The sequence below is a fragment of the Kaistia nematophila genome (assembly GCF_026343855.1).
GTDB classification, from domain to species: domain Bacteria; phylum Pseudomonadota; class Alphaproteobacteria; order Rhizobiales; family Kaistiaceae; genus Kaistia; species Kaistia nematophila.
In genome coordinates, this window is sequence record NZ_JAPKNK010000002.1 from 676,847 (window position 1) to 702,149 (window position 25,303).

The 25,303-nt window shown below is 67.5% G+C and carries 25 protein-coding genes; 17 read left to right on the forward strand and 8 right to left on the reverse strand.

The genetic code is table 11. From position 1 onward, the window contains the following. Positions 1–244: 244 nt before the first annotated feature. The 14 genes from OSH07_RS07450 (at position 245) to OSH07_RS07515 (ending at position 16,517) form a co-directional block, all read left to right on the forward strand. A complete protein-coding gene (locus OSH07_RS07450; RefSeq protein WP_266337980.1) occupies positions 245–1,699 on the forward strand; it encodes an FAD-dependent oxidoreductase in 1,455 nt (484 codons plus the stop codon). A gap of 24 nt (positions 1,700–1,723) precedes the next feature. Next, complete coding sequence (locus OSH07_RS07455; RefSeq protein WP_266337981.1) at positions 1,724–2,740, forward strand: hypothetical protein; 1,017 nt, start codon at positions 1,724–1,726, stop codon at positions 2,738–2,740. A 20-nt stretch (positions 2,741–2,760) separates the two neighbouring features. Further along, positions 2,761–3,738: a hypothetical protein gene (locus OSH07_RS07460; RefSeq protein WP_266337982.1), complete on the forward strand. Its 978-nt coding sequence runs from the start codon at positions 2,761–2,763 to the stop codon at positions 3,736–3,738. A gap of 19 nt (positions 3,739–3,757) precedes the next feature. Continuing rightward, the gene (locus OSH07_RS07465) at positions 3,758–4,723 is read left to right on the forward strand and encodes an AraC-like ligand-binding domain-containing protein (RefSeq protein WP_266337983.1); all 966 of its coding nucleotides are present in this window, start codon (positions 3,758–3,760) and stop codon (positions 4,721–4,723) included. Positions 4,724–4,850: 127 nt separating this feature from the next. Further along, positions 4,851–6,227, forward strand: coding sequence for an aminotransferase (locus OSH07_RS07470; protein WP_266337984.1), 1,377 nt, complete (start codon positions 4,851–4,853; stop codon positions 6,225–6,227). Next, positions 6,227–7,348, forward strand: coding sequence for a class II histone deacetylase (locus OSH07_RS07475; RefSeq protein WP_266337985.1), 1,122 nt, complete (start codon positions 6,227–6,229; stop codon positions 7,346–7,348). The genes OSH07_RS07470 and OSH07_RS07475 overlap by 1 nt, the downstream gene beginning before the upstream one ends. Before the next feature lie 15 nt (positions 7,349–7,363). Continuing rightward, entirely contained in the window at positions 7,364–8,791 is a 1,428-nt protein-coding gene (locus OSH07_RS07480) for an aldehyde dehydrogenase family protein (RefSeq protein ID WP_266337986.1), read from the forward strand. Between the two features lie 11 nt (positions 8,792–8,802). Next, entirely contained in the window at positions 8,803–10,161 is a 1,359-nt protein-coding gene (locus OSH07_RS07485; protein WP_266337987.1) for an 8-oxoguanine deaminase, read from the forward strand. A gap of 33 nt (positions 10,162–10,194) precedes the next feature. After that, a complete protein-coding gene (locus OSH07_RS07490; RefSeq protein ID WP_266337988.1) occupies positions 10,195–11,040 on the forward strand; it encodes an ABC transporter ATP-binding protein in 846 nt (281 codons plus the stop codon). Then, positions 11,037–12,590 carry an ABC transporter permease gene (locus OSH07_RS07495; protein ID WP_266337989.1) on the forward strand — a complete coding sequence of 518 codons (1,554 nt, stop codon included), beginning with the start codon at positions 11,037–11,039 and terminating at the stop codon, positions 12,588–12,590. The genes OSH07_RS07490 and OSH07_RS07495 overlap by 4 nt, the downstream gene beginning before the upstream one ends. Further along, positions 12,587–13,045 (forward strand): VOC family protein, encoded by a 459-nt coding sequence (locus OSH07_RS07500; protein WP_266337990.1) that lies wholly within the window; start codon positions 12,587–12,589, stop codon positions 13,043–13,045. The genes OSH07_RS07495 and OSH07_RS07500 overlap by 4 nt, the downstream gene beginning before the upstream one ends. A 330-nt stretch (positions 13,046–13,375) precedes the next feature. Beyond that, the gene (locus OSH07_RS07505; RefSeq protein ID WP_266337991.1) at positions 13,376–14,362 is read left to right on the forward strand and encodes an ABC transporter substrate-binding protein; all 987 of its coding nucleotides are present in this window, start codon (positions 13,376–13,378) and stop codon (positions 14,360–14,362) included. Between the two features lie 23 nt (positions 14,363–14,385). Further along, entirely contained in the window at positions 14,386–15,489 is a 1,104-nt protein-coding gene (locus OSH07_RS07510) for an NADH:flavin oxidoreductase/NADH oxidase (protein WP_266337992.1), read from the forward strand. After that, on the forward strand, positions 15,486–16,517 hold the full coding sequence (locus tag OSH07_RS07515) for an aldo/keto reductase (protein ID WP_266337993.1): 1,032 nt from the start codon (positions 15,486–15,488) through the stop codon (positions 16,515–16,517). Before OSH07_RS07510 ends, OSH07_RS07515 begins: the two co-directional genes overlap by 4 nt. Before the next feature lie 4 nt (positions 16,518–16,521). On the opposite strand, the gene OSH07_RS07520 is transcribed toward OSH07_RS07515, so the two are convergent. The 8 genes from OSH07_RS07520 to OSH07_RS07555 all read right to left on the reverse strand — a co-directional run bounded on the left by OSH07_RS07520 (position 16,522) and on the right by OSH07_RS07555 (position 23,249). After that, a complete protein-coding gene (locus OSH07_RS07520) occupies positions 16,522–18,150 on the reverse strand; it encodes an ABC-F family ATP-binding cassette domain-containing protein (RefSeq protein WP_266337994.1) in 1,629 nt (542 codons plus the stop codon). Between the two features lie 146 nt (positions 18,151–18,296). Continuing rightward, on the reverse strand, positions 18,297–19,778 hold the full coding sequence (locus OSH07_RS07525) for an MFS transporter (RefSeq protein ID WP_266337995.1): 1,482 nt from the start codon (positions 19,776–19,778) through the stop codon (positions 18,297–18,299). A 69-nt stretch (positions 19,779–19,847) separates the two neighbouring features. Further along, on the reverse strand, positions 19,848–20,315 hold the full coding sequence (soxR, locus tag OSH07_RS07530) for a redox-sensitive transcriptional activator SoxR (RefSeq protein WP_266337996.1): 468 nt from the start codon (positions 20,313–20,315) through the stop codon (positions 19,848–19,850). Between the two features lie 61 nt (positions 20,316–20,376). After that, on the reverse strand, positions 20,377–20,793 hold the full coding sequence (locus tag OSH07_RS07535; protein WP_266337997.1) for a GFA family protein: 417 nt from the start codon (positions 20,791–20,793) through the stop codon (positions 20,377–20,379). A gap of 25 nt (positions 20,794–20,818) precedes the next feature. Further along, complete coding sequence (locus OSH07_RS07540; RefSeq protein WP_266337998.1) at positions 20,819–21,298, reverse strand: SRPBCC family protein; 480 nt, start codon at positions 21,296–21,298, stop codon at positions 20,819–20,821. A 1-nt stretch (position 21,299) separates the two neighbouring features. Continuing rightward, on the reverse strand, positions 21,300–21,614 hold the full coding sequence (locus OSH07_RS07545; protein ID WP_266337999.1) for an ArsR/SmtB family transcription factor: 315 nt from the start codon (positions 21,612–21,614) through the stop codon (positions 21,300–21,302). Between the two features lie 97 nt (positions 21,615–21,711). Next, positions 21,712–22,230: a VIT1/CCC1 transporter family protein gene (locus OSH07_RS07550; protein WP_266338000.1), complete on the reverse strand. Its 519-nt coding sequence runs from the start codon at positions 22,228–22,230 to the stop codon at positions 21,712–21,714. A 134-nt stretch (positions 22,231–22,364) separates the two neighbouring features. Next, the gene (locus OSH07_RS07555) at positions 22,365–23,249 is read right to left on the reverse strand and encodes a LysR family transcriptional regulator (protein WP_266338001.1); all 885 of its coding nucleotides are present in this window, start codon (positions 23,247–23,249) and stop codon (positions 22,365–22,367) included. Between the two features lie 92 nt (positions 23,250–23,341). On the opposite strand from OSH07_RS07555, the gene OSH07_RS07560 reads away from it, so the two are divergent. From OSH07_RS07560 to OSH07_RS07570, 3 genes are all read left to right on the forward strand, one after another. Next, entirely contained in the window at positions 23,342–23,755 is a 414-nt protein-coding gene (locus OSH07_RS07560) for a CidA/LrgA family protein (protein ID WP_266338002.1), read from the forward strand. Continuing rightward, complete coding sequence (locus OSH07_RS07565; RefSeq protein ID WP_266338003.1) at positions 23,727–24,440, forward strand: LrgB family protein; 714 nt, start codon at positions 23,727–23,729, stop codon at positions 24,438–24,440. Before OSH07_RS07560 ends, OSH07_RS07565 begins: the two co-directional genes overlap by 29 nt. A 66-nt stretch (positions 24,441–24,506) precedes the next feature. Further along, positions 24,507–25,286, forward strand: a complete 780-nt coding sequence (locus tag OSH07_RS07570) for an acetoin reductase (protein WP_266338004.1) — start codon at positions 24,507–24,509, stop codon at positions 25,284–25,286. The last annotated feature ends 17 nt before the right edge of the window (positions 25,287–25,303 follow it).

Here is a 25,303-nt window from a genome sequence, read left to right on the forward strand (position 1 = left end):
CAAGCGCCTCGGGTCGGCTGCGGCGGAAAGCGGCGAATGCCCAATCCGGCAGCATCGCCGGCAACCGCCCCCGCCAGCCGGCGGGACTTTGAACTGGTACGGCAATTGCTTCGCTGAAACTGGCCCGAGTGACCGGAAAACCGGATCGGTCCAACCCCATCCATCCGACGCCACCAGCGCCGCGACTTGCGGCGGCATGCGGATTTTCGGCCGGGGCCAGACGCAGGAAGTTGGAGCACAAGGCATGACACAGGAAGCCCGGGATCTCGACGAACTGGCGCAGCGCGCCCGTTTCGAGCTCGATTGCGTGAACTATCCGGCGCGCGAATGGGTGAGGCCGCGCGAGGCGGACGGCCGCCCGGTCCATGACGTCGTCATCGTCGGCGGCGGCCAGAACGGCCTGTCGCTCGCCTTCCGGCTTCTCCGGGACCGCGTCACCAATATCCGCGTGCTCGACCGCAGCCCCTCCGGCTTCTCCGGCCCGTGGGTGACCTATGCCCGCATGCACACGCTAAGGACGCCGAAGACCGTCTCCGGTCCCGAGCTCGGCATCGCGGCGCTCTCGGTCCGCGCCTGGTACGAAACGAAATACGGCAGGGAAGCCTGGGCGGCGCTCGGCAAGATCCCCCGCGGCGACTGGAACGACTATCTCGAATGGCTGCGACGGACGGCCGGGATCGACACCACCCATGATGCCGAGGTGGTCGGCATCCAGCCGCGCGACGACGGCTATCTGGCGATCGAGACCCGCATCGCCGGCACGGTCGAGACGATCCTGGCGCGCAATGTCGTGCTGGCGACCGGCATCGAAGGATCCGGACGCTGGGCGGTGCCCGCGATGATCGAGAAGGCGCTGCCGCGCGAGCGCTACGCCCACACCTCCGAGGCGATCGACTTCGAGGCGCTGCGCGGCAAGCGGGTCGCCGTTCTCGGCGCCGGCGCCTCGGCCTTCGACAACGCGGCGACCGCGCTGGAGCATGGCGCCGCCTCGGTCGATCTCTTCGCGCGCCGCCGCGCCCTGCCCCGGATCAACCCGAACCGCTGGATCGAATTCGCCGGCTTCATGCGCCATTTCGGCGATCTCGACGATGCGCGCCGATGGTCTTTCATGCGCCACTTCCTCGGCATGAACCAGCCGCCGCCGCAGGACACGTTCGAGCGCTGCGCCCGCTTCGACGAATTCGATCTCCATCTCGGCAGCCCGTTCGAGAGCGTCGATTTCGACGGCCGCTCGGTCCGCCTGAAGACGCCGCGCGGCGTGTTCGAGTGCGATTTCCTGATCGTCGGCACCGGCTTCGTCATCGACCTCGCCAACCGGCCGGAGACCGCCGGCTTCGCCGACAAGATCGCGCTCTGGTCCGATCGCTTTGAGCCCGAGCCGGGAGAGGCTGACGCGACACTGGCCGGCTACCCCTATCTGACGGGGAGCTTCCAGTTCACCGAGAAGGTGCCGGGCAGCGCCCCGTGGCTGAAGAACATCTATAGCCACACCTTCGGCGCCATGGCGAGCCTCGGCGGCGCCGCCGGCATCTCGCAGCTGAAATTCTCGACCGACCGGATCGCGCTCGGCATCACCCGCCAGCTCTTCCTCGACGACGCCGACGAGTACCTGCCGAGCCTCAAGGCCTATGACGTCGCCGAACTCGACACCTCCGCCTTCGACGCCGCGCGCGCCGTCCGCCAAACCAAAGTCGCCTGAACCCGCAATCGAGAAGAGTTCGCCATGGTCACCGTCACCGACCGCGCCCAGCGCATCCTGGAATCGGCAGAGAAGATCCAGAGCCCGTTCGAGCTGGATCCGTCGCTCTGCCTCTACAGCCCCCAGGACAATGTCGACTCGCTCGCGCATCCCCGCATCGCCGCCTGGCTGGACTTCATCCGCGACGAATACGAGCCGAAGCTTCCCGAGGCGAAGCGGCGGGTGCTGCTGTTCATGCCCTGCACCAAGACCAAGCCCTACCCGTTCTCGTCCGAGCACAAGGCGATCAACCAGCGCCTGATCGATTCCGGCTTCCGCCCGACCGAGCGGCTGGACCTGCCGCAGGAGCTTCAGGCCCGGCTGGAGCCGGAGTTCTCGAACGACGTGCTCAACCTGTCGCCGCTGATCGACGACGCCGGCACGGTGATCCACCGCATGGTGATCTCGGAGCCGATGGCGCTCGTGCCCTACGAGCACATCGTATCGTTCAAGGGCCTGCCGTCGCCGGCGACCGCCTATGACGATCCCGGCCTGTTCGAGAAGCGCGGCAATGCCGTGTCGCCCTGGCGCGCCAATTCGACCGCCATCGCCATTTCGGCGACGCGCTGGAAATGGGGCGACGAGGAGCGCCGGCACTATGCGCTGATGCACAACGCCATGTCCGAGGCGCTGGCGCATGTGATCGCCCGCATCGGCCATCACTACGATGACATCGTCGCCTGGGTCGCGCCGGGACTGACGCATCGCAGCTTCGTCATCGGCCGCGGCGAGCGCGCCGCCAACAACGTGCCGGCAGCGAAGAAGGTCGGCACCGGCCGCGTCGAGCTGGTCGGCGCCAACGACCACCTGCCGGCCGGACAGCCGATCGCCTGCCTGCCGACGCTCGACGACTGCAAGGACGCCGTCGAGCGCCTCGCCGCCCGGCTCGGCACCGACATCACCCAGGCGACCGGCATCTACGCACGCGGCGGCGCCAACGCGACGCCGCTGGCGCTGCCGGAACTGCTCGATGTGCTCGTAGCCCGCTTGCGCCCGCTCTGAACCAAGGAATGCCCAAGACGATGACTTCCCTGAAACTGAAGATCGGCGTCAGCGACAGCGACCGCACCCGCCCCCTCGCCTTCGGCGAGGCGAAGATCGCGGGCGTAGACGCCGATATCGAACTGATGGGCGTGCAGGCGCTGTTCAACAAGCAGTTGGCCGAGCACACCTATGACGTCTGCGAATTCCCGCTCGCGACCTATCTGCGCACGCTGGAAAGGCCCGACCGGCCCTATCTCGGCATCCCGATCTTCCCGTCGCGCCACTTCCGCTTTTCGAGCGTCTTCGTGAACAAGGCCGCCGGCATCACCAAGCCGGCCGATCTCGCCGGCAAGCGCATCGGCCTGATGGTGTTCGACATGGCCGCCGCCGTCTGGCAGCGCGGCATCTTCGAGGAGCATTACGGCCTGCCGCGCACGGCGCCGATCTATGTCACCGGCGGGCTGGAGGCGCCGCGTTCCGGCGACGAGCACCCTCAATATTATCCCGACCAGTTCACCATCGAGCACCGCACCGACAAGAGCCTGGCCGCGATGCTTTCGACCGGCGATATCGACGCGCTCTACACGGCGCGCGCGCCGAGCACCTGGCCGTCGGAGACGGTCGGAAGGCTGTTCGAGAACCCGATGCCGGTCGAGCTCGACTACTACCAGCGCACCGGCATCTATCCGCCGATGCATATCCTGGCGATCAAGCGGCCGATCGCCGAGGCCAATCCCGGCGTCACCAAGGCGCTCTACGACGCCTTCGTCGCCGCCCATGCCGTGGCGCGGGCCAAGATGTACGAGGCCGCCGCACTCTCGACCATCCTGCCCTGGCAGCTGGAGGCGCTGCTCGACGCCGAGGCGAAGCTGGGCAAGGACTACTGGCCGGCCGGCTTCGCCAGGAACAGGGCCATGCTCGAAGTGATCATCCGCTACCTGCGCGAGGACGCCCTGATCACCACCGACTTCAGGCCGGAAGACCTGTTCGACGGCGCCGACATTCTCGCAACCTGACGATGGAGCGGAAGCAGCCATGACGGCATCGGGATTCGCCTGGCAGGAGCTTCACACGGACGCGGTGGCGGCGTCCGACCGGCTAGACTATTGGTGCGAGGCGACCAACAGCCTGTTTCCGCCGACCCGGCTCAGCCGGGCCGATGCATCGGGCTTCTATGGCCAGGTCTCGTGGCTCCGGATCGGCGAGCTGACCGTCGCCGACATCCGCTCGACCAAGCTCGACGTCATCCGCACCGAAAAGGAGATCGGCGCCAGCGACGACCGCTGGTTCGAGCTGACCATCCAGCTCGACGGTCAATGCGCCTTCAGCCATGACGGCCGCGACCTCGTGACCGCGCCGCGCTCCATGGTGCTCTATGACAGCCGCAAGCCCTATCGCATGGGCTTCGACGGTCCCTACCGGCAGATCTCGCTGAAGGTGCCGCGCGACGCGCTGCGCGAGCGCGTGCCGGCGGTGGACCGGCTGGTGGCGCACGAGCTTTCCGCCGATGGCCTCGCCGGCCGCTTCATCTTCGATTTCGTCGCCGGCCTCTGCCTGCAGCCGATCGAGGTGCCGGCGGCCCTGGCCGGCCGGCTGGAGAGCCACATCGTCGAGCTGATGGCGACGGCGCTCATCGGCGCCGACGCGCAGGCGCCGCTGACCGCGAGCGGCCTCGCGCTCGTCGATCGCATCAAGGCTCATATCCTGTCGCGCCTCGACGACCCCGACCTCGCCCCCCGCGACATCGCCGCCGCGCAGAACATCTCGCTGCGCCGGCTCTACGAGCTGTTCGAGGCCGAGGGCCAGCAGGTCGCCCGCTGGATCCAGTGCCAGCGGCTCGACCGCATCCGCCGCGAACTGGCCGACCCGCTGCAGCGCGGCCTGCCGATCAACACGATCGCCCTCAGCCGCGGCTTCAAGGAATTCTCGCATTTCAGCCGCGCCTTCCGCCGCCAGTACGGCGTCAGCCCGCGCGACTACCGCAACGGGCAGCTCAACTGACCGGCGCACGCAGAGCCATGTTTTTGCGCCAGACCGGACCAGGCGCGGCGATGGCGCCCGCCCCGTCGGCGCGGTTCAATCAGGTCATGCCGCGGCGTGCGTTCGCCGTCCGAAATCCGAGGAAGACATGACCTATCAAGAGATGGATACGCAGGCCTGGCAGGTGCTCGACCGCGCCCATTATCTGCACCCGTTCACCGACCATGCCAGCCTGCGCCAGACGGGCTCGCGCGTCGCGGTGCGCGGCGAAGGCGTCTATGTCTGGGACACCGAGGGCGAGCGGATCATCGACGGCCTCTCCGGCCTCGGCTGCGTCAATGTCGGCTATGGCCGCCCCGAACTGGTCAAGGCCGCCGCCGACCAGATGTCCGAGCTTTCCTACTGCCAGTCCTTCTTCAAGACGACGCATCGCTCGGCCGTGACGCTCGCCGAGAAGCTGACCTCGATGCTGCCGGACAGCCTCAACCACGTCTTCTTCCAGTCGTCCGGCTCGGAGGCCAACGAGACCGCCGTGCGCCTGCTGCGCCGCTACTGGAACCTCGTCGGCAAGCCGCAGAAGCGCGTCATCATCGCCCGCGAGCTCGCCTATCACGGCAGCACGCATATGGCCGCCAGCCTCTCCGGCATCACGCCGATGCACTTCGCCGGCGGCGACCTGCCGCTGCCGACCGTCACCCACATCAAGACGCCCTACCAGTACCGCAACGGCTTCGGCATGGATCCCGAGGCGTTCGGCATCCTGGCTGCGAGCTGGCTGGAGGAGCGCATTTTGGAGATCGGCGCCGACAACGTCGCCGCCTTCTATGCCGAGCCGGCCCAGAGCGCCGGCGGCGCCATCTGCCCGCCGATGAGCTACTGGCCCGAGATCCAGCGCATCGGCCGGAAATACGACGTGCTGCTCGTCGTCGACGAGGTCGTCATGGGCTTCGGCCGCACCGGCAAGTGGTTCGGCCGCGACTTCTACGGCATCGTTCCGGACATCATGCAGGTCGGCAAGGGCCTGACCTCGGGCTACCTGCCGCTCTCCGCCACCATCATCTCCGACCGCGTCGCCGACGTGCTGATCGAACAGGGCGGCGAGTGGGCGCATGGCTACACCTATTCCGGCCATCCCGCCTGCTGCGCCGTCGCGCTGGAAAACATCCGCATCCTCGAAGAGGAAGGCATCGTCGAGAACGCCGGCAAGGTGCTCGCCCCCTATTTCAAGGCGAAGCTGGAGACCTTTGCCGACCACCCGCTGATCGGCGATGTCCGCAGCGTCGGCCTGATGGGCGGGCTGGAGATCGTCAAGAACAAGGCGACGCGCGAAGCCTATGACTACGAGGCGCATATCGGCGACCATTGCAGCGCCGAGGCGCTGAAGCGCGGCCTCGCCTTCCGCGCCAATGGCGACACGATGAGCCTGATGCCGCCGCTGGTCATCACCACCGAGCAGCTAGACACGGTGTTCGACATCGCCCGCGAAGCGCTCGACGCCACCGCCAAGCATTTCGGTGTGATCTGATGCCGCTTCCGACGGGCCTCGTCTGGCACGAACTGCTGATGTGGCACGACACGTCGGCCTTGGCCGGATTCCTGAAATCCGGCCGCGGCGTGATCGAGCCGGACGAGCCGTCGGAGAGCGCTGGCGGCAAGCGGCGCATCAAGAACCTGCTCGATGTCGCTGGCCTGACGGAAGAACTTCTTCTTATCAAGCCGAGGCCCGCGACCGACGCCGAGCTCACCCGCGTGCATGCGCCGGCCTATCTCGAAACGCTCAGGATGATGAGCGCCGGCGATGGCGGCGACGCCGCGCTCGGCCATGTCGGCGGCGAAACTCCGTTCGGGCCGGGCGGCTTCGAGATCGCGGCGCTGGCCGCCGGGGGCATCCTCGCAGCCGTCGACGCGGTGGTCGAACGGCGCGTCGCCAACGCCTATGCGCTCGTGCGCCCGCCCGGGCACCATGCCGAGGCGGAACACGGTTTCGGCTTCTGCATCTTCAACCACGGCGCACTCGCCGCCCGCCATGCGCAGCAGGCGCATGGGCTGAAGCGCGTCGCCATCCTCGACTGGGACGTCCACCACGGCAACGGCGCCGAGCACATCTTCTGGGAAGACCCTGATGTGCTGACGATCTCGATCCACCAGGACGGCTGCTATCCCGCCAACTCCGGCGCGATCGACGCGATCGGCGGCGGCGCGGGCGAGGGCAGCAACCTGAACATCCCGCTCCCGCCTGGCAGCGGCATCGGCGCCTATCTCGCCACGATGGAACGCGTCGTGCTGCCGGCGCTCCGGCGCTTCGCGCCCGACATGATCGTCGTCGCCTCTGGCCTCGACGCCGGCGCCTATGACCCGCAGGGCCGGATGATGCTTGCGGGCAGCACCTTCGCGTCGATGACGCGGATGCTCATGGCGGCCGCCGACGAACTCTGCGACGGACGCCTGCTGATGACGCATGAGGGCGGCTATCACCGCCCGTCCGTGCCCTTCCTGGGCATGGCCATCCTCGAAGCCCTCTCGGGCCTGAAGGGCACAGTCGAGGACCCGTTCGAGCCGCTCATCGCCGGCATGCCGCACCAGACCCTTCAACCCCACCAGGACGCCGTCATCCGCCTCGCGGAAACGCATGTCCCGCTGATCTGACACGAGGCGCCTCCCTTGGCCGATACGACGCATTTCTACATTGACGGCAGCTGGGTGGCGCCGGTATCGCCCGCGATTGCGGACGTGATCAATCCGGCCACCGAAGAGCCCGCCGGCCGGATCGGCCTCGGCAGCGCCGCCGACGTCGACAGGGCCGTCGCCGCCGCGCGCCGCGCCTTCCCCGCCTTCTCCGCTACGAGCCGCGAGGAGCGGCTCGCTTTGTTTACCCGCATCGTCGAGAGCTTCAAGGCGCGACGGGCCGACATGGCGAAGGCGGTCACCGCCGAGATGGGCGCCCCCGCCTGGCTCGCCTGGGAGATCCAGACCGCCTCCAGCATCATCTATTTCGAGGATGCCGCCGCCGTTCTACGGGACTTCGAATTCGACACGCTGAAGGGCAACACGCTGCTCACGCACGAGGCGATCGGCGTCTGCGGCCTGATCACGCCCTGGAACTGGCCGCTGAACCAGATCGTCACCAAGCTCGCGCCGGCGCTCGCCGCCGGCTGCACCGTGGTGCTGAAGCCATCGGAGCTGTCGCCGCTATCGGCTCACATCCTCGCCGAGGTGCTGCATGACGCCGGCGTGCCGAAGGGCGTCTTCAACCTCGTCAACGGCACCGGCCCGGTCGTCGGCGAGGCGATCGCCGCCCATCCCGACATCGACATGGTCTCTTTCACCGGCTCGACCCGCGCCGGCGTCCAGGTCGCCAAGGCGGCCGCCGATACGGTGAAGCGCGTGCACCAGGAACTCGGCGGCAAGTCCGCCAACATCATCCTGGCCGACGCCGATCTCGACCTCGCCGTCACCGATGGCGTCAATCGCTGCTTCATCAATTCCGGCCAGTCCTGCATCGCGCCGACGCGCATGCTGGTCCCCCGTGCTCTGCTCCCCGAGATCGTCGAACGCGCCCGCGCCATCGCCGAGACCGTCGTCGTCGGCGACCCGACGCTCGGCGAGACCGGCATGGGCCCGGTCGCCGGCATCGCCCAGTTCACCAAGGTGCAGGGCATGATCGAGACCGGCATCGCCGAGGGTGCGACGCTCGTCGCCGGCGGCCCCGGCCGGCCGGACGGCATCGAAAGCGGCTATTTCGTCCGCCCCACCATCTTCGCCGACGTCGATCCCGACATGACGATCGCCCGGCAGGAGATCTTCGGGCCGGTGCTCTCGATCCTCGCCTATGACGACGAGGAAGAAGCGATCCGGATCGCCAATGATTCCGTCTACGGTCTCGCCGGCTATGTCTATTCCCGTGACGAGGAGCACGCCCGCCGCACCGCCGCGCGCATCCGCGCCGGCCGCATCTTCATCAACAACCCGCCCTTCGACTTCAACGCGCCGTTCGGCGGCTACAAGCAGTCCGGCAATGGCCGCGAACTCGGCGACCACGGCATGCGCGAGTTCCTCGAAGTGAAGGCCGTCCTCGGCTATGCGCGATGAAGGGACAGACCATGGCTGACACGTCAGAGAAGCGCGTCTGGCTGCGCGACCCGATTGCCGTCTTTGCCGAGGGCGCTGAACGCGGCCTGGTGATTTCCGGCGGCAAAATCGTGGAGCTGGTCGGCAGCGAAGGCCCGACCGCGCCCTGCGACGAGATCGTCGACGCCAGCCGCCACGTCGTGCTGCCGGGCCTCGTCAACACGCATCACCACTTCTTCCAGACGCTGACCCGCGCCCATCCGGACGCGATCAACAAGGAACTGTTTCCCTGGCTGAAGGCGCTCTATCCGCGCTGGGGTGCGCATCTGAACCGCGACCGCTTCCGGCTCGGCGTCCGCCTCGCCCTCACCGAACTGCTGATGTCGGGCTGCACCACCGCCTCGGACCATCTGTTCGTCTTCGGCGTCGACATGCCGGATGCCGTCGACATCGAGGCCGAGGAAGCCGAGCGGCTCGGCATGCGCATCGCGCTGACGCGCGGCGCCATCAATTTCGGCTCGAAGAGCGGAGGCATCGCCGACGAACGGCTGATGCAGGACTACGACACCGTCATCGCCGACTGCGAGCGTGTGCTGTCGAAATATCATGACGCCTCGGAGGGCTCGTTCCGCTGCGTAGCGGTCGCGCCCTGCGCGCCGTTCAACGTCACCAAACAGCTGATGATCGACAGCGCGGCCCTGGCCGAGAAATATGATTGCCGGCTGCATACCCATCTCGGCGAGACGCTGGACGAGGACGAGTTCTGCCTCGCCCATTTCGGCTGCCGCCCGCTCGACTATCTCGAGGAAGTCGGCTGGCTGAACGAGCGCGTCTGGCTGGCGCATGGCATCCATTTCGACGACGACGAGATTCGCCGCCTCGGCAAGCACCGGATCGGCGTCTGCCACTGCCCGACGTCCAACATGGTGCTCGCCTCGGGCATCTGCCGGACCAAGGAACTGGAGGCGGCCGGCGCGATCGTCGGCCTCGGCGTCGACGGCTCGGCCTCCAACGACAATTCGAACCTGATGGAGAGCATCCGCCACGCGCTGATGCTAGGCCGGCTGCGCTATGGCGCCGAGGCGGTCACCCACCAGGACGCGATCCGCTGGGCGACGGAGGGCTCCGCCGCCTGCCTCGGCCGCAAGGACATCGGCCGCATCGAGGCCGGAAGGCAGGCGGACCTCGCCCTCTTCACCCTCGACGAACTGCGCTTCTCCGGCGCCGGCGACCCGATCGCCGCCCTCGTGCTCTGCGGCGCCCACCGCGCCGACCGCGTCATGGTCGGCGGAAAATGGCGTGTCCTCGACGGCGCGCCTGTCGGCGTGGATCTTGCACGGCTTCGTCACGAGCATGGCGCGGCCGCCCGCGCCTTCCTCGAAGCGGTCTGAACCAGAAACATCGAAAGGTCCGGCCCAGCCATCATGAACGCCCTTCCCGCCCGCGACTATCCAGCCCTGGAACCGGTCGACAGCCGCGAAACGCGGCCGCAGCCGCCGGTCGACCTCATCATCGACCAGGCCGGCAAGACCTTTGAGACCGCGCGCGGACCGATGGTGGCGCTGGCGCCGATCTCGCTCAAGGTGGCGAAGGGCTCGTTCGTGGCGCTGATCGGCCCGTCCGGCTGCGGCAAGTCCACCCTGCTGCGCATGGCGGCGGGTCTGGAGCAGCCGGACAATGGCGCCGTGCTGATCCGCGGCAAGCATCCGGAACAATTCCGCAGGGAGGGCGAACTCGGCATCGCCTTCCAGGACGCCGCCCTGCTGCCCTGGCGCAGCGTGTTCCGGAACATCGCCTTTCCGCTGCAGATCCTCGGCCGCTCGGTCAAGGCGCACACCGACAAGATCCACGAGCTGATCGAGCTGGTCGGCCTCAAGGGCCATGAGGATTCGCTGCCCGGCCAGCTTTCGGGCGGCATGCGCCAGCGCGTCGCGATCGCCCGCTCGCTGGTCAGCGACCCGTCCGTCCTGCTGCTCGACGAACCCTTCGGCGCGCTCGACCAGATCCTGCGCCGCACGATGAATGTCGAGCTGCAGAGGATCTGGGCGGCGCGCCAGACGACGACGATCCTCGTCACCCACGGCATCGACGAGGCGGTGTTCCTCGCCGACGAGGTGGTGGTGATGCAGGCGAAGCCCGGCCGCATCGCCGAGATCATCAAGATCCCGTTTGCCCGCCCCCGCACGCCGGAGCTGTTCAGCCATCCGCACTTCCACGCGCTGTGCGACCGGCTGATGGCGAGCCTGCACGGCGAGGGCCACACCGAATGACCGATCTCGCGACCCGGTCGAATGCCCGCATCCTGTTCGGGACGCTGCTCTTTCTGGCGGTCTGGGAGTTTCTCGGCCAGACGACCGCCTGGGGCGTCGCCATGATGCCGGCGCCGTCGCGCATCCTCCTGCAGTTCTTCGCCGACCGCGAGCTCTACTGGCTCCACGGCCTGGCGACGATCCAGACCTCGATCATCGGCTTCGCCATCGGCACCGCCGTCGCCATTCTCGCCGCCTGCCTGTTCTGCCTGCTGCCGGGGCTGGAGCTTGCCTTTCGCGGCGTCAACATCGCCCTCTTCGCCATGCCGGCGATCGTCGTCGGCCCGCTGCTGGTGCTGTTCTTCACCGGCAACTGGCCGCAGACAATCCTCGCCGCTCTGATGGTCTATTTCCCGGCCATGTCGGCGACGCTGCTCGGACTGCGCGAGACCGACCCAAGGCTCGCCGACGTCGTCACCACCTATGGCGGCAATCGCTGGACGATGTTTCGCCATGTCCGCCTGCGCGGCTCGCTGCCGTCGCTGTTCGCGGGGCTCCGCGTCGCTGCGCCGATCGCCGTGCTGGGCGCGGTGCTCGGCGAGTTCGGCTCCGGCACGCGCTGGGGCCTCGGCTCCTTCCTGCTCTCGTCGCTGCCGCAGGGCAATCCCGCCAAGCTCTGGGGCATCGGCCTGTTCTCCAGCGCCATCGCGCTCACCGGCTACGGCATCTTCCTGCTGCCGGCCCGGCGCCTCGCCAGTACGACCTCCGCCGTCACCCTCGCCGCCCTGCGGCCATCCTTCGCCGCCACCAGCATGCGCACGCGGCTGATCCGCCTGGCGCTGATCGCCGCAGCCTTCGTGCTTCCCTTCGCGCTCTGGTCGTTCGGCCTCTGGCTCAGCAAGCTGAACCCGATCATCGCGCCGGGCCCCGTGCAGACGGTGCAGTTCCTCTTCCAGGGCCACGGCGCCGCCGCGGCACGCGCGGCGATCGGCCATGCGCTGGCGCAGACGCTACCAATCGCTGCGCTTGGCCTGATCGCCGGCCTCGCCGTCGCCTTCGTGCTGGCGGCGCTCTCCGTGCTCGCTCCGGCGCTGGCGCGGGCCATGCTGCCCTTCGCCATGGTGGCGCAGAACATGCCGCTGGTGGCGCTGGTACCGTTCGTCGTGCTGGTGTTCGGCCGCGGCACCATGGCGTCCGTCTTCATGGCGGTGATCGTGGTGTTCTTCCCGGCCTATGTGATGCTCAACCAGGGTTTCGCCATGGTGCCGCGCGCCGCCGGCGACCTCGTCAGCGTCTATGGCGGCAGCCGGTTGAAGCGGCTCGTCTTCGTCACCGTGCCGTTCTCGACCGGGCATCTCTTCGCCGCCGCGCGGCTGGTGGCACCGCAGGCGCTGCTTGGCGTGCTGCTCGCCGAATGGCTGCTCTCCGGCGTCGGCCTCGGCAACCTGCTCAACATCTCGCGCGGCCGGCTCGACTACGACATGATCTGGGCCGGCGCGCTCGTCAGCATTCTGATCTCCGTCGCCGCCTATGAAGCGGTCGGCCTGCTCGAACGCACGGTGCGCCGATGAACGCGCCCGCCGGCATGCGCTGGCACCACGCCTCGCTGACGGTCTCGGACATCGATCCGGCGATCGCCTTCTTCGGCGCGGTGTTCGGCTTCGCGCCGCTCTTCATTGAACGGGGAATGGCCGACGACATCGCCGCGATGACAGGAAGAGCCGGCCTTGCCTGCGATTTCGCGCAGCTCCGCGCTGATGCCTATCCGCTGATCCTCGAACTGATCGCCTTCCGTTCCGAACAGGAGGAACGGCCCGAGCCGGACGCCCTGCCCTGGCGGCCGGGCGCCGGCCATGTCGCCTTCCATGTCGATGATTTCGAGGGCACGGTCGCGGCGGCGGTGGCCGCAGGAGCGCGCATTCTCGGCCGGGCGATCGATTTCCCCGGCGGCCGGGCGATCTATTGCCAGGCGCCCGGCGGCGCCTTCTTCGAGATCGAGTTCCTCGTGCCTGTTACGGAGGCTTGAGAGCAAACCGCTGCATCGACCCGTCGCGACTGATCGAATCTTGTGCAAATCCGGCAATGCAATTGCTTCAAATTTGGGATCGCACAAAACAAAATCATGTTGATCTGGCAAATCGCGTCGATAAAATCATCCTATACGGTTTGATAGACCGAAAATTCGGATCGAGCCGACAGCATAATATTTCCAGTTGCAGGACGAATACTGCTACGGATCGTTGTCGCCAGTCGCTCCATGAACATCCCGTTCCTCTTCAAATAGACCCATATCCGCCCGGAACAGGCATGCGCCCTGTCCCGCCGCCCCGCTTTGCCGAACTGAAGGACGCAGAAGATGAAATTCGTGCAGTCGCGCCGTGATTTCGCCAAGACCCTGTTCGCCGGCGCCGCCCTCGTCGGCCTCGGGCCGCTCGGACGCGCCCAGGCTGCCGAAACCACGCCGCTGAACTTCCAGTCGATCTGGATCAACGATCCCGAATTCATGGGTTACTTCATCGCGATCGACGAAGGCTACTACAAGGCCGAGGGCCTGGATGTGAATTACATCCCGGGCGGCCCGGACGTGATCCCGCCGGCCTCGCTCCTGACCGGCAAGGCCGATGTCGCGCTCACCTCGCTGATGGAGACCGCCTCGGCCGTCGCCGAGAAGGGCGCGCCGTTCAAGATCATCGGCTGCCAGTTCCAGAAAAGCCCGGACAGCGTCATCAGCCTGGAAGCAAGCGGCATCAAGTCGATCAAGGACCTCGTCGGCAAGACAGTGGCCTGCCCGCCGCTCAGCCTTGGCACCTTCAACGTGCTGCTCGGCCTCAACGGCGTCGATCCGAGCACGGTGAAGATCGTTCCCTACGCCTTCGACCCGACGCCGCTCGCGACCGGACAGGTAGACGCCGTCGTCGATTTCATGACCTCGCTGCCCTACATCGTCGAGCAGACATCCGGCAAGAAGGCCAACTACATCCTCTTCTACGATTCCGGCCTGCCCTTCGGCAAGGACTTCGTCACCGTCACCGACGACACGTTGAAGAACCGCCGCAAGGATCTGGTCGGCTTCCTGCGCGCCAGCCGCAAGGGCTGGGACGAAGACTTCAAGAACGGCGCCACCTACCTGAAGAAGTACGAGGACACCTGGTTCAAGGGCAACGGCTACACGCCGGGCGCTTCCGAGTTCCACAGCAAGGCGCAGAACCCGCTGATGCAGCATCCGAACGGCGTGTTCGCGCTCGACGACGCCGCGATCGAGCACAACATCGCCACGCTGGAAAAGGTCGGCATCAAGGTCACCAAGGACATGTTCGACAACAGCCTGCTGGCCGAGATCTGAGCATCGACCGGCGGAAATCCCGAATGGCTGGACTTTTCACGCCCCTGAAGCTCAGGGGCGTCACCTTCAAGAACCGGGTCGTCCTCTCGCCCATGTGCCAGTACGCGGCAGAGGACGGCCGGGTCGGCGACTGGCATCTGGAGCACCACGCCCGCTTCGCGCTCGGCGGCGTCGGCGGCGCGCTGGTGGAATCGACCGGCATCCTGCCGGAAGGCCGCATCACGCCGGATTGCCTCGGCATCTGGGACGATGCGCAGATCGACGGCCTGTCGAAGATCGCCGCCATCTATCATCGCCAGAGCGCCGTCGTGGGCATCCAGCTCGGCCATGCCGGGCGCAAGGCCAGCTCGACGCCGCCCTGGTCCGGCGGCTGGGCGCTGCCGGCAGAGGATCCGCGCGCCTGGACCACCGTCGCGCCCTCGGCGATCGCCTATCACGAGGACTGGCCGGTCCCGCACGCGCTCGAAATCGACGAGATCGCCGGCATCGTCGCCGCCTTCGCCGCCGCGGCGCGCCGGGCGGTGGCGGCCGGCTTCGACTTCGTCGAGATCCACGGCGCACATGGCTACCTGATCCATAGCTTCGTCTCGCCGATTTCCAACCAGCGGACCGACGCCTATGGCGGCTCGCCGGAAAACCGCATGCGCCTCGCGGTCGAGGTGGCCGAAGCGGTCCGCGCCGCGATCCCGGCCGACATGCCGCTGTTCTACCGCGCCTCCTGCATCGACCGAGTTCCCGGCGAGGGCCTGACGCTCGACGACGCCGTAGAACTCGCGAAGGCGCTGAAACCGGCCGGCGTCGACGTGATCGACTGCTCCGCCGGCGGCATCCTGGTTCGCACCAATCCCGGCCACATCAAGGAAGGCCCCGGCTTCCAGATCGGCTTCGCAGAGCGGATCCGCGCCGTGGCCGACATCGCGACCATGGCGGTCGGCGCCATCACCGATCCGGAACAGGCGGAGGGGATCGTCGCCTCCGGCAAGGCGGACCTCGTGGCGCTCGGGCGCGAGTTGATGGCGGATTCCGCCTTCGTCTGGCGCGCCGCCCATGCGCTCGGCCTCGACAGACCCGATTTCGTGCTGCCGGAGCGCTATGCCTTCTACCTGCAGTTCCGGAGAAAGGCATGAGCAGCCCGCCTGCCCGCGTCCCGCTCGGCCGCACCGGCCTCGAGGTCTCGCGCATCGGGTTCGGCTCGGCGCCGCTCGGCGATTTCTTCGAGAGACTCGACGAGACCACCGCCATCGACACGGCCAAGGCGGCGATGGCCGCCGGCATCACGCTGATCGATACCTCGCCGCATTATGGCAACGGCCTCGCCGAGCATCGCATCGGCACGGCCCTGCGCTCCGTGCCGCGCGACAGCGTCGTGCTCTCGACCAAGATCGGCCGGGTGATGGACGCCGCACGCCATTGCGGCGAGCCGCTCGCGAAGCCGGCGGGCGGCTTCGTCGGCAGCCTGCCGCACCGCGCCCGCTTCGACTATTCCTATGACGGCACGATGCGCTCGTTCGAGCAGTCGCTGCTGCGGCTCGGCACGGACCGCATCGACATCCTGCTGATCCACGACATCGACGGCTGGACGCATGGCGAAGATGGCGTCGAGGCGCGCTATTGCGAGGCCATGAAGGGCGCCTACCGGGCGCTGAGCGACCTCCGGCGCCAGGGCCTCGTCCGAGCGATCGGCGTCGGGCTCGATGATCATGAATGGTGCGAGCGCTTCCTGCGCGACGGCGATTTCGACACCATCCTGCTCGCCGGCCGCTATTCGCTGCTGGAGCAGCCTGCGCTGGCGACGCTGATGCCGCTGGCCCTCAAGAAGGGCGTCGGCGTCATGCTGGGCGGAATCTTCAATTCCGGCATCCTCGCCACCGGCGCCATCGAGGGCGCGCGCTATAATTACGAAGCCGCGCCGCCCGAAATCCTGAAGCGCGTCGCGCGGATCGATCTGGTCTGCCGGTCGCACGGCGTGCCGCTGGCGCGCGCCGCCGTCCAGTTCTGCCTCGGCCATCCGGCGGTATCGTCGCTGCTGCTCGGCGCGGTCAATCCGGCCGAGATAACCCGCAACCTCGCGGCGCTGGACGAACCGGCGCCGAGAGCGCTCTGGGCCGACCTGAAGTCGGAAGGCCTGCTCGATCCGGCCGCGCCAACGCCGTAATACCCTACCCGGCCGGATGCAGGCCGGGCGCTTCGCTGCCGGTGCTCGCGACATATTCGGTATAGCCGCCGCCATATTGGCGGACGCCGTCCGGCGTCAGTTCCAGCACGCGATTGGAAAGCGCCGCCAGGAAATGGCGGTCGTGCGAGACGAAGATCATCGTGCCATCGAAATCCTGAAGCGCGGCGATCAGCATCTCCTTGGTCGCCATGTCGAGATGGTTGGTCGGTTCGTCGAGGACAAGGAAGTTCGGCGGATCGAACAGCATCTTGGCCATGACGAGACGCGCCTTCTCGCCGCCGGAAAGGACCCGGCAGCGCTTGTCGATGTCGTCGCCGGAGAAGCCGAAGCAGCCGGCGAGCGCCCGGAGCGAACCCTGTCCCGCCTGTGGGAACGAGCCCTCGAGCGACTCGAACACCGTCTCGTCGCCGTCGAGCAGCTCCATCGAGTGCTGGGCGAAATAGCCCATCTTCACGCTGCCACCGAGCGTCACGCTGCCCTGGTCCGGGTCGGCCGTGCCCGCCACCATCTTCAGCAGCGTGGATTTTCCGGCGCCGTTGACACCGAGGATGCACCAGCGCTCCCTGCGCTGAACCTGGAAATTCAGCGCCTCGTAGATCGACTGGCTGCCGAAGCCCTTGTGGACATTCTTCAGGCTGACGACGTCGTCGCCGGAGCGCGGCGCCTGGCGGAACTCGAACTGCACCGACTGACGGCGGCGCGGCGGCTCGACCCGGTCGATCTTCTCGAGCTTCTTCACCCGGCTCTGCACCTGCGAGGCATGCGAGGCGCGCGCCTTGAAGCGCTCGATGAACTTGATCTCCTTGGCGAGCATCGCCTGCTGGCGCTCGAACTGCGCCTGGCGCTGCTTCTCGCCGAGCGCGCGCTGCTGCTCGTAGAAATCATAGTTGCCGGAATAGGTGGTGAGCGAGCCGCCGTCGATCTCGACGACCTTGCCGACGATGCGGTTCATGAACTCGCGGTCGTGCGACGTCATCAGCAGCACGCCGTCATAGCCCTTCAGGAAATCCTCCAGCCAGATCAGGCTTTCGAGATCGAGATGGTTGCTCGGCTCGTCGAGCAGCATGCCGTCGGGGCGCATCAGCAGGATGCGGGCGAGCGCCACGCGCATCTTCCAGCCGCCCGACAGCGAGCCGACGTCGCCGTCCATCCGCTCCTCGCTGAAGCTCAAGCCGGCAAGCACTTCCCGCGCGCGCCCTTCGAGCGCGTAGCCGTCCAGTTCCTCGAAGCGGCCCTGGACGTCGCCGTAGCGGGCAACGATATCGTCCATCTCGTCCATCCGGTCGGGATCGGCCATGGCCGCCTCGAGCTCGGCCATCTCCGCCGCCAGCTCGCTGACCGGGCCGGCGCCGTCCATCACGGCCGACACGGCGCTACGGCCCGACATCTCGCCGACGTCCTGGCTGAAATAGCCGATGGTCACGCCCGGATCGATCGACACCTGGCCGTCGTCCGGCAGCTCCTCGCCGGTGATCATCCGGAAGAGCGTCGTCTTGCCGGCGCCGTTCGGCCCGACCAGTCCCACCTTCTCTCCCTTCTGCAGCCCCATCGAGGCGTCGATGAACAGGATCTGGTGGCCGTTCTGCTTGCTGATGTTGTCGAGACGAATCATGGGTCCGCAGCGTCTGGAAGGATCGTTGGCGGCCTTATAGCCAGTCGGCGCGGACGACCCAACCATTGCAGTGCAGCAAGGCCGGAAACGACAGGGGCCGGCGCCGCTTTCGCAGCGCCGGCCCTTCCCGATCGGGCAGCCGGAGGTCAGGCGGTCCGGCGCACCCGCCGGGTCGTCAGGCTGACGGCCCGCACCGCCACGACGACGCAGAGCGCCGGCGCCAGCGCGAAGACGCCGCCGAGCCAGCGCGCCGCGTTCGACGCGCCCTCCACGCCGCCGGGCTCGGCGATGCCGGCGAAGTTCGCGACCATGCCGGCGCCGGCGGTGCCGAGCGCGATGGAGAAGAGCTGCACCGTCGTCACGCCGCCGGCAGCCAGGCCCTGCTCGCTTTCGCCGACGCTGCCATAGACGCGCGTCACCAGGTTCGGCCAGGCCAGCCCGATGCCGAAGCCGACCAGCACGAGGCCGAGGCAGATCGGCAGCAGATAGGCGATCTCGCCGGCGCTGTGGACGGGCATGAACAGCGCGAACAGGGCGAGGCCGGTCACCACCAGCGCCGGACCGCCGACCACCAACCAGTCGCCATGGCTCTCCTGCCAGCGCGAGCTCAGGAGCGACGCCGTCGTCCAGCCGAGCGCCATCAGCGCCGCCAGATAGCCCGCCCAGATCGGCGACTGCCCATGCAGCTGCCGCAGCAGGTAGGGCACGAAGACCTCCGGCTGCATGCCGATCATCAGCAACGCGATGGTGAGGTAGAGGGCGCCGAGCGGCGTGGCGATGCTGAAGGCGCCGCGCGGCAGCAGGCGAGCGCCGCCCATGCCCTCGGCCGCGGCGATCAGCACCGTCATCCCGATGCCGGCGACGAGGCCGGCGAGGTTCCAGAACAGCGACGAAGAGAGGCTGCCCGCCGAGACGGCCAGCACCGCGCCAGTGAGGAAGACGAGCTGCAGCAGCGGCACGGGCGTGCCGGCATCCCGGTCGCGGCTCGCCCTGGGCAGGGTCGCATAGGCGACGAGAGCGAAGACGGCGGTGACGGGGATCAGCGACCAGAAGGCGGCGCGCCACGCGCCATATTGAGCGAACACGCCGCCCACGGCCGGGCCGATCAGCGTGGCGATGCCGAACATCGCCGAGATCAGGCCGATGGCGCGGCCCCAGAGCCGCTCCGGCAGCACCAGCCGCGTCAGGCCATAGGCGAGCGCATAGAGGAAACCGCCGCCCAGCCCCTGCACGCCGCGCCCGACCAGCATCACCGGCATGCTGGGTGCCAGCGAGCAGAGCAGCGTGCCGCCGCCGAACAGCAGCGAGGCCACGACATAGGCGCCGCGCGGGCCCGCGCCCTTCAGCAGCTTGGCGGTCAGCGCCGCGCCGAGGATGGAGGCCACGACGAACAGCGTCGTCGCCCACGCATAGAAATCGAGGCCACCGATATCGACGACCACCGACGGCATCACCGTGGTGGCGATGTAGATGTTGACGGCGTGCAGCGTCACGCCGCCGGCGAGCGCCAGCGCGTAGACGGCATTCTTGCCGGAGAGCAGTTCGCCCCAGCCGGCGGGCGCGCTTGGCTCGGCGATCACCATCAGTTCGCCAGCCTTCGGCGCTGGCACATCCAGATCAAAATTCATGTCGGCACTCCATTGGCGACGATTCGTCGCCGACCGACACGGCTTATAGAACCTCAACCAAAGTTGAGGTCAAGAGAGCAGCTCTTCATCCGGAAGAAGGCGGCGCGGGCCGGCGCCGCGCTTGCCGAGCTCGTCGTCCGGATTGCGCAGCGGGCAATCCTCCAGCGACAGGCATCCACAGCCGATGCAGCTGGTGAGCTGGTCGCGCAGCTGGATCAGCCCGGTGATCCGCTCCTCCAGCATGTCCTTCCACGTCTCGGTGAAATGCCGCCAGTCGCGCGCATTCGGCGTGTGGTCGTGCGGCAGGTCGCGCAGCGCCTCGTTGACGGTAGCAAGCGGAATGCCGGCGCGCTGGGCGATGCGGATGATGGCGATCCGGCGCAGCACCGAACGATGATATCGCCGCTGGTTTCCCTGCGTCCGCTCGCCGGCGATCAGCCCCTTGGACTCATAGAAATGCACCGTCGATACCGCAATGCCGCTGCGCCGGGCCACTTCGCCGACCGCCAGCATCACCCTGGTTTCGCCATCGCGCATCGCAAACCTCATCGTTGGATGAGGTTTATAGCGCAAGCCTCTGCCGAAGCGAAGGAAGCGCTCAGCCCGGCGGCATCCTGTCGAAGCGCCGCAGTCCCGGATCCATCCGGTCCCAGGGCTGGGCACGGATGCCATAGGTGACGAAGCCCGGATTGAACCGGCCGGGGTCGTCCAGGCTTGCGGCATGAACGGCGATCAGCTCCGGCATGGCGGCGAAGGTCAGGTAGACGGGCGCGCCGCAGACGGGACAGAAGGCATGGATCTTTTCGTTGCCGCTTTCACCGGCGACGCGCCAGCTCGTCGCTTCGCCGGTGATGCGCATCGCGGAGCGCTGCGCGAAAGTCAGGTAGGAGGAATGGCCGGTGCCGCTTCGCCGCTGACAGTCGCGGCACTGGCAGTGGAGCTCGACGATCGGCTCGCTCGTTGTCTCATAGCGGATCGCGCCGCAGGCGCACCCGCCCCGATAAGGATCCTTCATGCGACGCGCTCCTCGCCTCAAGGGTTCAGGCGGCCCGGCCGGCGTCCTCGCTCGGCTTGGCGTAGACATTGAGCCCCTCGCCCCTTTCGAGCAAGGACTTCAGGCTCGACAGCACGATCGGCCAGCCCCGGGTAATGCCCGCTTCCATGCGGCTGCCCGCCTGCAGGTCGTCATGCATCACGGTCAGCCGCACCATGCCGTCATACGGCACGACTTCGAAGGTGACGCGACTGTGCTGGGCGGGATCCTCGGACGCCGAGGGATCGAACCAGCTGATCACCAGCCGCCGCGGCGGCTCGCTCTCGATCACCTTGCCGGCGATATCGACCTCGCGCGCCGCGCTGTTGCGGACATGCTCCCACCGGGAACCCGGCCGCCAGTCGGAGACGTTCTCATGTGCCCAGTAGCGGCGGGCGACATCCGGCCGCGTGATGGCCTCGAAGACCTTCTCGGGCGTCGAGGCGATGTAAGTCACATAGACAAAGCTCTTCGTGTCGCCGGTCATCTTACTCTCCTTCCAGTTCCTTTTTGAGGTCATGAAGCAGGCTCAGGCGATGATGCTCGAACTTCCGGACCCACCGCTCGTAGACTTCCTGGAGCGGAACGGGGTTGATGAAATGCAGCTTCTCGCGGCCGCGCCGGATCGTTGCGACCAGATTGGCCGCCTCCAGGATCTCCAGGTGCTGCGTGGCGGACTGCCGGGCCATATCGAGATTCTCGCAGAGCTGGCCAAGCGTCTGCCCGTTCCTCTCGCAGAGAAGGTCCAGCAGCTTCCTGCGGGTCGGATCCCCCAGCGCCCTGAAGACCTTGTCTGCGTCCATCGTTCTCACCCGATTGCCGGATCATAATATGCAGGCATTTACCTGCATGTCAACGCGAGCCTGGTCCATCGACGAGGATGGCGTCCTGCCGCCTCGCTCAACCCGCGCCGATCTTGCCGAGCCAGACGCCGATGGCGAAGACGATGGCACCGCCGATCACCACCTGGACGATGGTGTTGAGTAGCCTGCCGCCCATGAAGTGGTAGCGGATGAAAGCAATCGCGATCAGCTCGAAGGCGACGACCGCATAGGCGGCGTTGAGCGCGATCTGCAGGTTGGGGATCACGAAAGGGATGGTGTGCAGCATGCCGCCGATCCCGGTCGAGACGCCGGTGATCGCGCCGCGCCGCACCGGCCCCCCGCGCCCCGTCACGCTGCCATCGTCGGAAAGGGCTTCCGAGAGGCCCATGCTGATGGCCGCGCCCAGCGAGGCGGCCAGCCCGACGAAAAACGCGCTGAGCGGCCTTCCCGTCAGCCCCGCCGTCGCGAAGATCGGCGCCAGCGTCGAGACGGACCCGTCCATCAAACCGAGCAGGGCCGGCTGGATTTCCTGCAGCACGACGTCTCGCCGCGCCTTGGCCGGATCGTTCAGGGTCGATTGGATCGGCTCGTCCATGTGGAGATCTCCCGTCGTGGCGGGCGCCCCCGGCGATCGGAAGGGATCGTCTCGCATCGGCGCGCCGGCGATAGGAAAGCTACGCTGCACTGCGACATGGCGAAAGCGGGTCGTTGGACGCCCTGTTCGCCGCCTCAGTCGCCGTTATGGATCTCGCGCACGAGATCGAGCCAGGCCTGCGCGGCGGCAGACAGGAAGGCGCCGCGGCGCCAGGTCATCGCCATGTGCCATTCCGTGCCCGGCTCGTCGAGAAGGAGGTGGCGGACGGCGGACTGGCGCCTCTGCGCCGCGATCATGCGCGGCAGGAAGGCCGCGCCGAGCCCCGCGCCGACCAGCTCGATCATGAAGTCGATCTGGCTGCTCTGCGCCACGATATTGGGCTCGAAGCCGGCGCGCTGGCAGGCATCGAGCACGACCCGGTGCAAGGCGAAGCCGCTTTCGAAGAGGATGAACGGCGTCTCCCGGAGATCGACAAGCGTTACGGAACGCCGGCCGACCAGGGGATGGCTCGCCGGCACCAGCGCCACCAGCGGCTCGCGCCGGACCACCTGCCAGTCGAACTCCTCTGAGGTCGGGATCAGCGCGCCCGCGAAGTCGATCTCTCCGGCTCGCAGGCTTTCCGCCAGCTGCGCGCTGCCATGCTCGACCAGGCGCACGTCGATGCCGGGATAGCGCTGGCGATAGAGGGCGAAGAGCGGCGCGAACAGCGTGCTGCTGCCGACCGGCGGCAGGCCGAGCCGCAGCGCGCCCCGCTTCAGGCCGCGGATTTCGTCCAGCTCCGCCAGCAGGTCATCGCGATCGGCGAGCAGGCGGACGCCGCGCCGATAGACGACCTCGCCGGCAACGGTGAGGACGCTCCGATGGCCGATGCGGTCGAGCAGCGGGACGCCGATCTCTTCCTCGAGCTGCTTCACCGCCTTGCTGACCGTGGACTGGGTCGCGAACACGGTCTTGGCGGCCTGGGAGAAGCCTCCCTGGCGCACAACCTCGACGAAGGCGCGGAGCGTACGGAATTCCATCCCTATTCCGTATCTGAATATACGCTAGTCGATCAATTCATTTTCATCATGCTGCAGCGCCACATATCCTGGAGAACGAAGGAGCTTCCCCCATGAGTCCGCAGCAGAAGGCCGCCCGGTTCGTTCGCCACAGCGCATGTCTGCAGGCCGGGCTCGTGATCGCCTTCTGGCTGGCGGGCGAAGCCCTGGTCCGGCTGCTGGCCCTCCCCGTTCCCGGCGCCATCCTGGGTCTGGCCTTGCTGCTCGTCCTGCTTGCGACGGGAAGTCTCAACCCGCGCAGCATGCGGCGCGGCGCCGATTGGCTGCTCGCCGACATGCTCCTCTTCTTCGTCCCGGCTGTGCTGGCCGTGCTCGACCATCGCGAATTTCTCGGCCTCGTCGGGCTCAAGGTCCTGTTCGTCATCCTGATCAGCACGGCGGCCGTGATGCTGGCGACCGCCTTCGCCGTTGATCGCTGCTATCGGTGGAGGCTCGGCCATGCCCGCGCTGAACCAGATCCTCGCTGAACCCCTCTTCCACGCGCTATTGTGGTCGGCCGTCACGATCGGCTTCTACGCACTCGCCAAGCGGATCTACAGACGCTGGCCGCGCTGGTGGCTGATGCCGCTGGCCGTCGCGCCTGTCCTCATCGCCATCGCCGTGCTCTCGTTTCACGCGAGCTACAGCGACTATATCCGCGGCACGAGGTGGCTCGTCGTGCTGCTCGGCCCGGTGACGGTTGCCTTCGCCGTGCCGATCTACGAGCAGCGCGCGATGATCCGCCGGCAGTGGCCCGTCCTGCTCGTCGGCATGCTCGCCGGCAGCCTGACCGCCATGGTTTCGAGCTGGGCGCTGGCGACGCTGGTCGGCCTCGACGGAGCGCTGCGTCTCAGCCTGCTGCCGCGCTCGATCAGCACGCCCTTCGCCATGGAAGTCTCCAGCGACATCGGCGGCATCCCCGATTTGACGGCCGTCTTCGTCGTCGTCACCGGCCTTGCCGGGGCCGTCATCGGCGACATGATCCTGGCGCGGATCCCGTTTGCCTCGGCCTTGGCGCGCGGCTCGCTCTTCGGGGTGGGGGCCCATGGCGCGGGAACCGCCCGCGCCCACCAGATCGGCGAGACCGAGGGCGCCGTCGCCGGACTCGTCATGGTGCTGGTTGGTCTCCTCAACCTGCTGGCGGCGCCCCTCGTCGCCTACCTGCTGAGATAGGGCCGCCCCGGCGACCCATTCCTCCCGTCCGCAAGTCGAATGCGGCAACATGAAAGGACCAAGGATATGTCAGTTAAAGGAAAGGTCATCCTCGTGACCGGTGCGAGCCAGGGCATCGGCCGTGGCATCGCCTTGCGGCTGGCGAAGGACGGGGCCAACCTCGCTTTGGTCGATCTCAAGGCCGAGAAGCTGGAGGCCGTCCGCAAGGAGGTCGAAGCGCTCGGCGTCAAGGCGACGACCGCGATCGCGGATGTCAGCAAGCGCGACGAGGTGTTCGCTGCCGTCGACCACGCCGAAAAGACGCTCGGCGGCTTCGACGTGATCGTCAACAATGCCGGCATCGCCCAGGTCAAGCCGCTCTCGGAGGTGGAACCAGCCGATCTCGAGCGCATCTTCCGCATCAATGTCGACGGCGTGCTCTGGGGCATCCAGGCGGCCGCCAGGACGTTTCAGGCGCGCAAGCAGAAGGGCAAGATCATCAACGCCTCTTCGATCGCCGGCCATGACGGCTTCGCCATGCTGGGCGTCTACTCCGCCACCAAATTCGCGGTGCGCGCCCTGACCCAGGCGGCGGCCAAGGAATATGCCAGCCAGGGCATCACCGTGAACGCCTACTGCCCGGGCATCGTCGGCACCGACATGTGGGTGGAGATCGACGAGCGCTTCTCCGAGATCACCGGCACGCCGAAAGGCGAGACCTACAAGAAATATGTCGAGGGCATTGCGCTCGGCCGCGCGCAGACGCCGGCCGACGTCGCCGCCCTGGTCGCCTTCCTCGCCAGCGACGATTCCGACTACATCACCGGCCAGGCGATCCTGACGGACGGCGGCATCGTCTATCGCTGACGCCCATCGCGGCGGCG

Coding starts and splice junctions, on each gene's coding strand:
- OSH07_RS07460 (WP_266337982.1), top strand. CDS start 2,761: ATGACTTCCCTGAAACTGAAGATCGGCGTCAGCGACAGCGACCGCACC.
- OSH07_RS07535 (WP_266337997.1), bottom strand. CDS start 20,793: ATGAAGGATCCTTATCGGGGCGGGTGCGCCTGCGGCGCGATCCGCTAT.
- OSH07_RS07470 (WP_266337984.1), top strand. CDS start 4,851: ATGACCTATCAAGAGATGGATACGCAGGCCTGGCAGGTGCTCGACCGC.
- OSH07_RS07450 (WP_266337980.1), top strand. CDS start 245: ATGACACAGGAAGCCCGGGATCTCGACGAACTGGCGCAGCGCGCCCGT.
- OSH07_RS07520 (WP_266337994.1), bottom strand. CDS start 18,150: ATGATTCGTCTCGACAACATCAGCAAGCAGAACGGCCACCAGATCCTG.
- OSH07_RS07475 (WP_266337985.1), top strand. CDS start 6,227: ATGCCGCTTCCGACGGGCCTCGTCTGGCACGAACTGCTGATGTGGCAC.
- OSH07_RS07505 (WP_266337991.1), top strand. CDS start 13,376: ATGAAATTCGTGCAGTCGCGCCGTGATTTCGCCAAGACCCTGTTCGCC.
- soxR (WP_266337996.1), bottom strand. CDS start 20,315: ATGCGCGATGGCGAAACCAGGGTGATGCTGGCGGTCGGCGAAGTGGCC.
- OSH07_RS07550 (WP_266338000.1), bottom strand. CDS start 22,230: ATGGACGAGCCGATCCAATCGACCCTGAACGATCCGGCCAAGGCGCGG.
- OSH07_RS07510 (WP_266337992.1), top strand. CDS start 14,386: ATGGCTGGACTTTTCACGCCCCTGAAGCTCAGGGGCGTCACCTTCAAG.
- OSH07_RS07495 (WP_266337989.1), top strand. CDS start 11,037: ATGACCGATCTCGCGACCCGGTCGAATGCCCGCATCCTGTTCGGGACG.
- OSH07_RS07555 (WP_266338001.1), bottom strand. CDS start 23,249: ATGGAATTCCGTACGCTCCGCGCCTTCGTCGAGGTTGTGCGCCAGGGA.
- OSH07_RS07485 (WP_266337987.1), top strand. CDS start 8,803: ATGGCTGACACGTCAGAGAAGCGCGTCTGGCTGCGCGACCCGATTGCC.
- OSH07_RS07465 (WP_266337983.1), top strand. CDS start 3,758: ATGACGGCATCGGGATTCGCCTGGCAGGAGCTTCACACGGACGCGGTG.
- OSH07_RS07500 (WP_266337990.1), top strand. CDS start 12,587: ATGAACGCGCCCGCCGGCATGCGCTGGCACCACGCCTCGCTGACGGTC.
- OSH07_RS07570 (WP_266338004.1), top strand. CDS start 24,507: ATGTCAGTTAAAGGAAAGGTCATCCTCGTGACCGGTGCGAGCCAGGGC.
- OSH07_RS07490 (WP_266337988.1), top strand. CDS start 10,195: ATGAACGCCCTTCCCGCCCGCGACTATCCAGCCCTGGAACCGGTCGAC.
- OSH07_RS07560 (WP_266338002.1), top strand. CDS start 23,342: ATGAGTCCGCAGCAGAAGGCCGCCCGGTTCGTTCGCCACAGCGCATGT.
- OSH07_RS07525 (WP_266337995.1), bottom strand. CDS start 19,778: ATGAATTTTGATCTGGATGTGCCAGCGCCGAAGGCTGGCGAACTGATG.
- OSH07_RS07545 (WP_266337999.1), bottom strand. CDS start 21,614: ATGGACGCAGACAAGGTCTTCAGGGCGCTGGGGGATCCGACCCGCAGG.
- OSH07_RS07540 (WP_266337998.1), bottom strand. CDS start 21,298: ATGACCGGCGACACGAAGAGCTTTGTCTATGTGACTTACATCGCCTCG.
- OSH07_RS07455 (WP_266337981.1), top strand. CDS start 1,724: ATGGTCACCGTCACCGACCGCGCCCAGCGCATCCTGGAATCGGCAGAG.
- OSH07_RS07515 (WP_266337993.1), top strand. CDS start 15,486: ATGAGCAGCCCGCCTGCCCGCGTCCCGCTCGGCCGCACCGGCCTCGAG.
- OSH07_RS07565 (WP_266338003.1), top strand. CDS start 23,727: ATGCCCGCGCTGAACCAGATCCTCGCTGAACCCCTCTTCCACGCGCTA.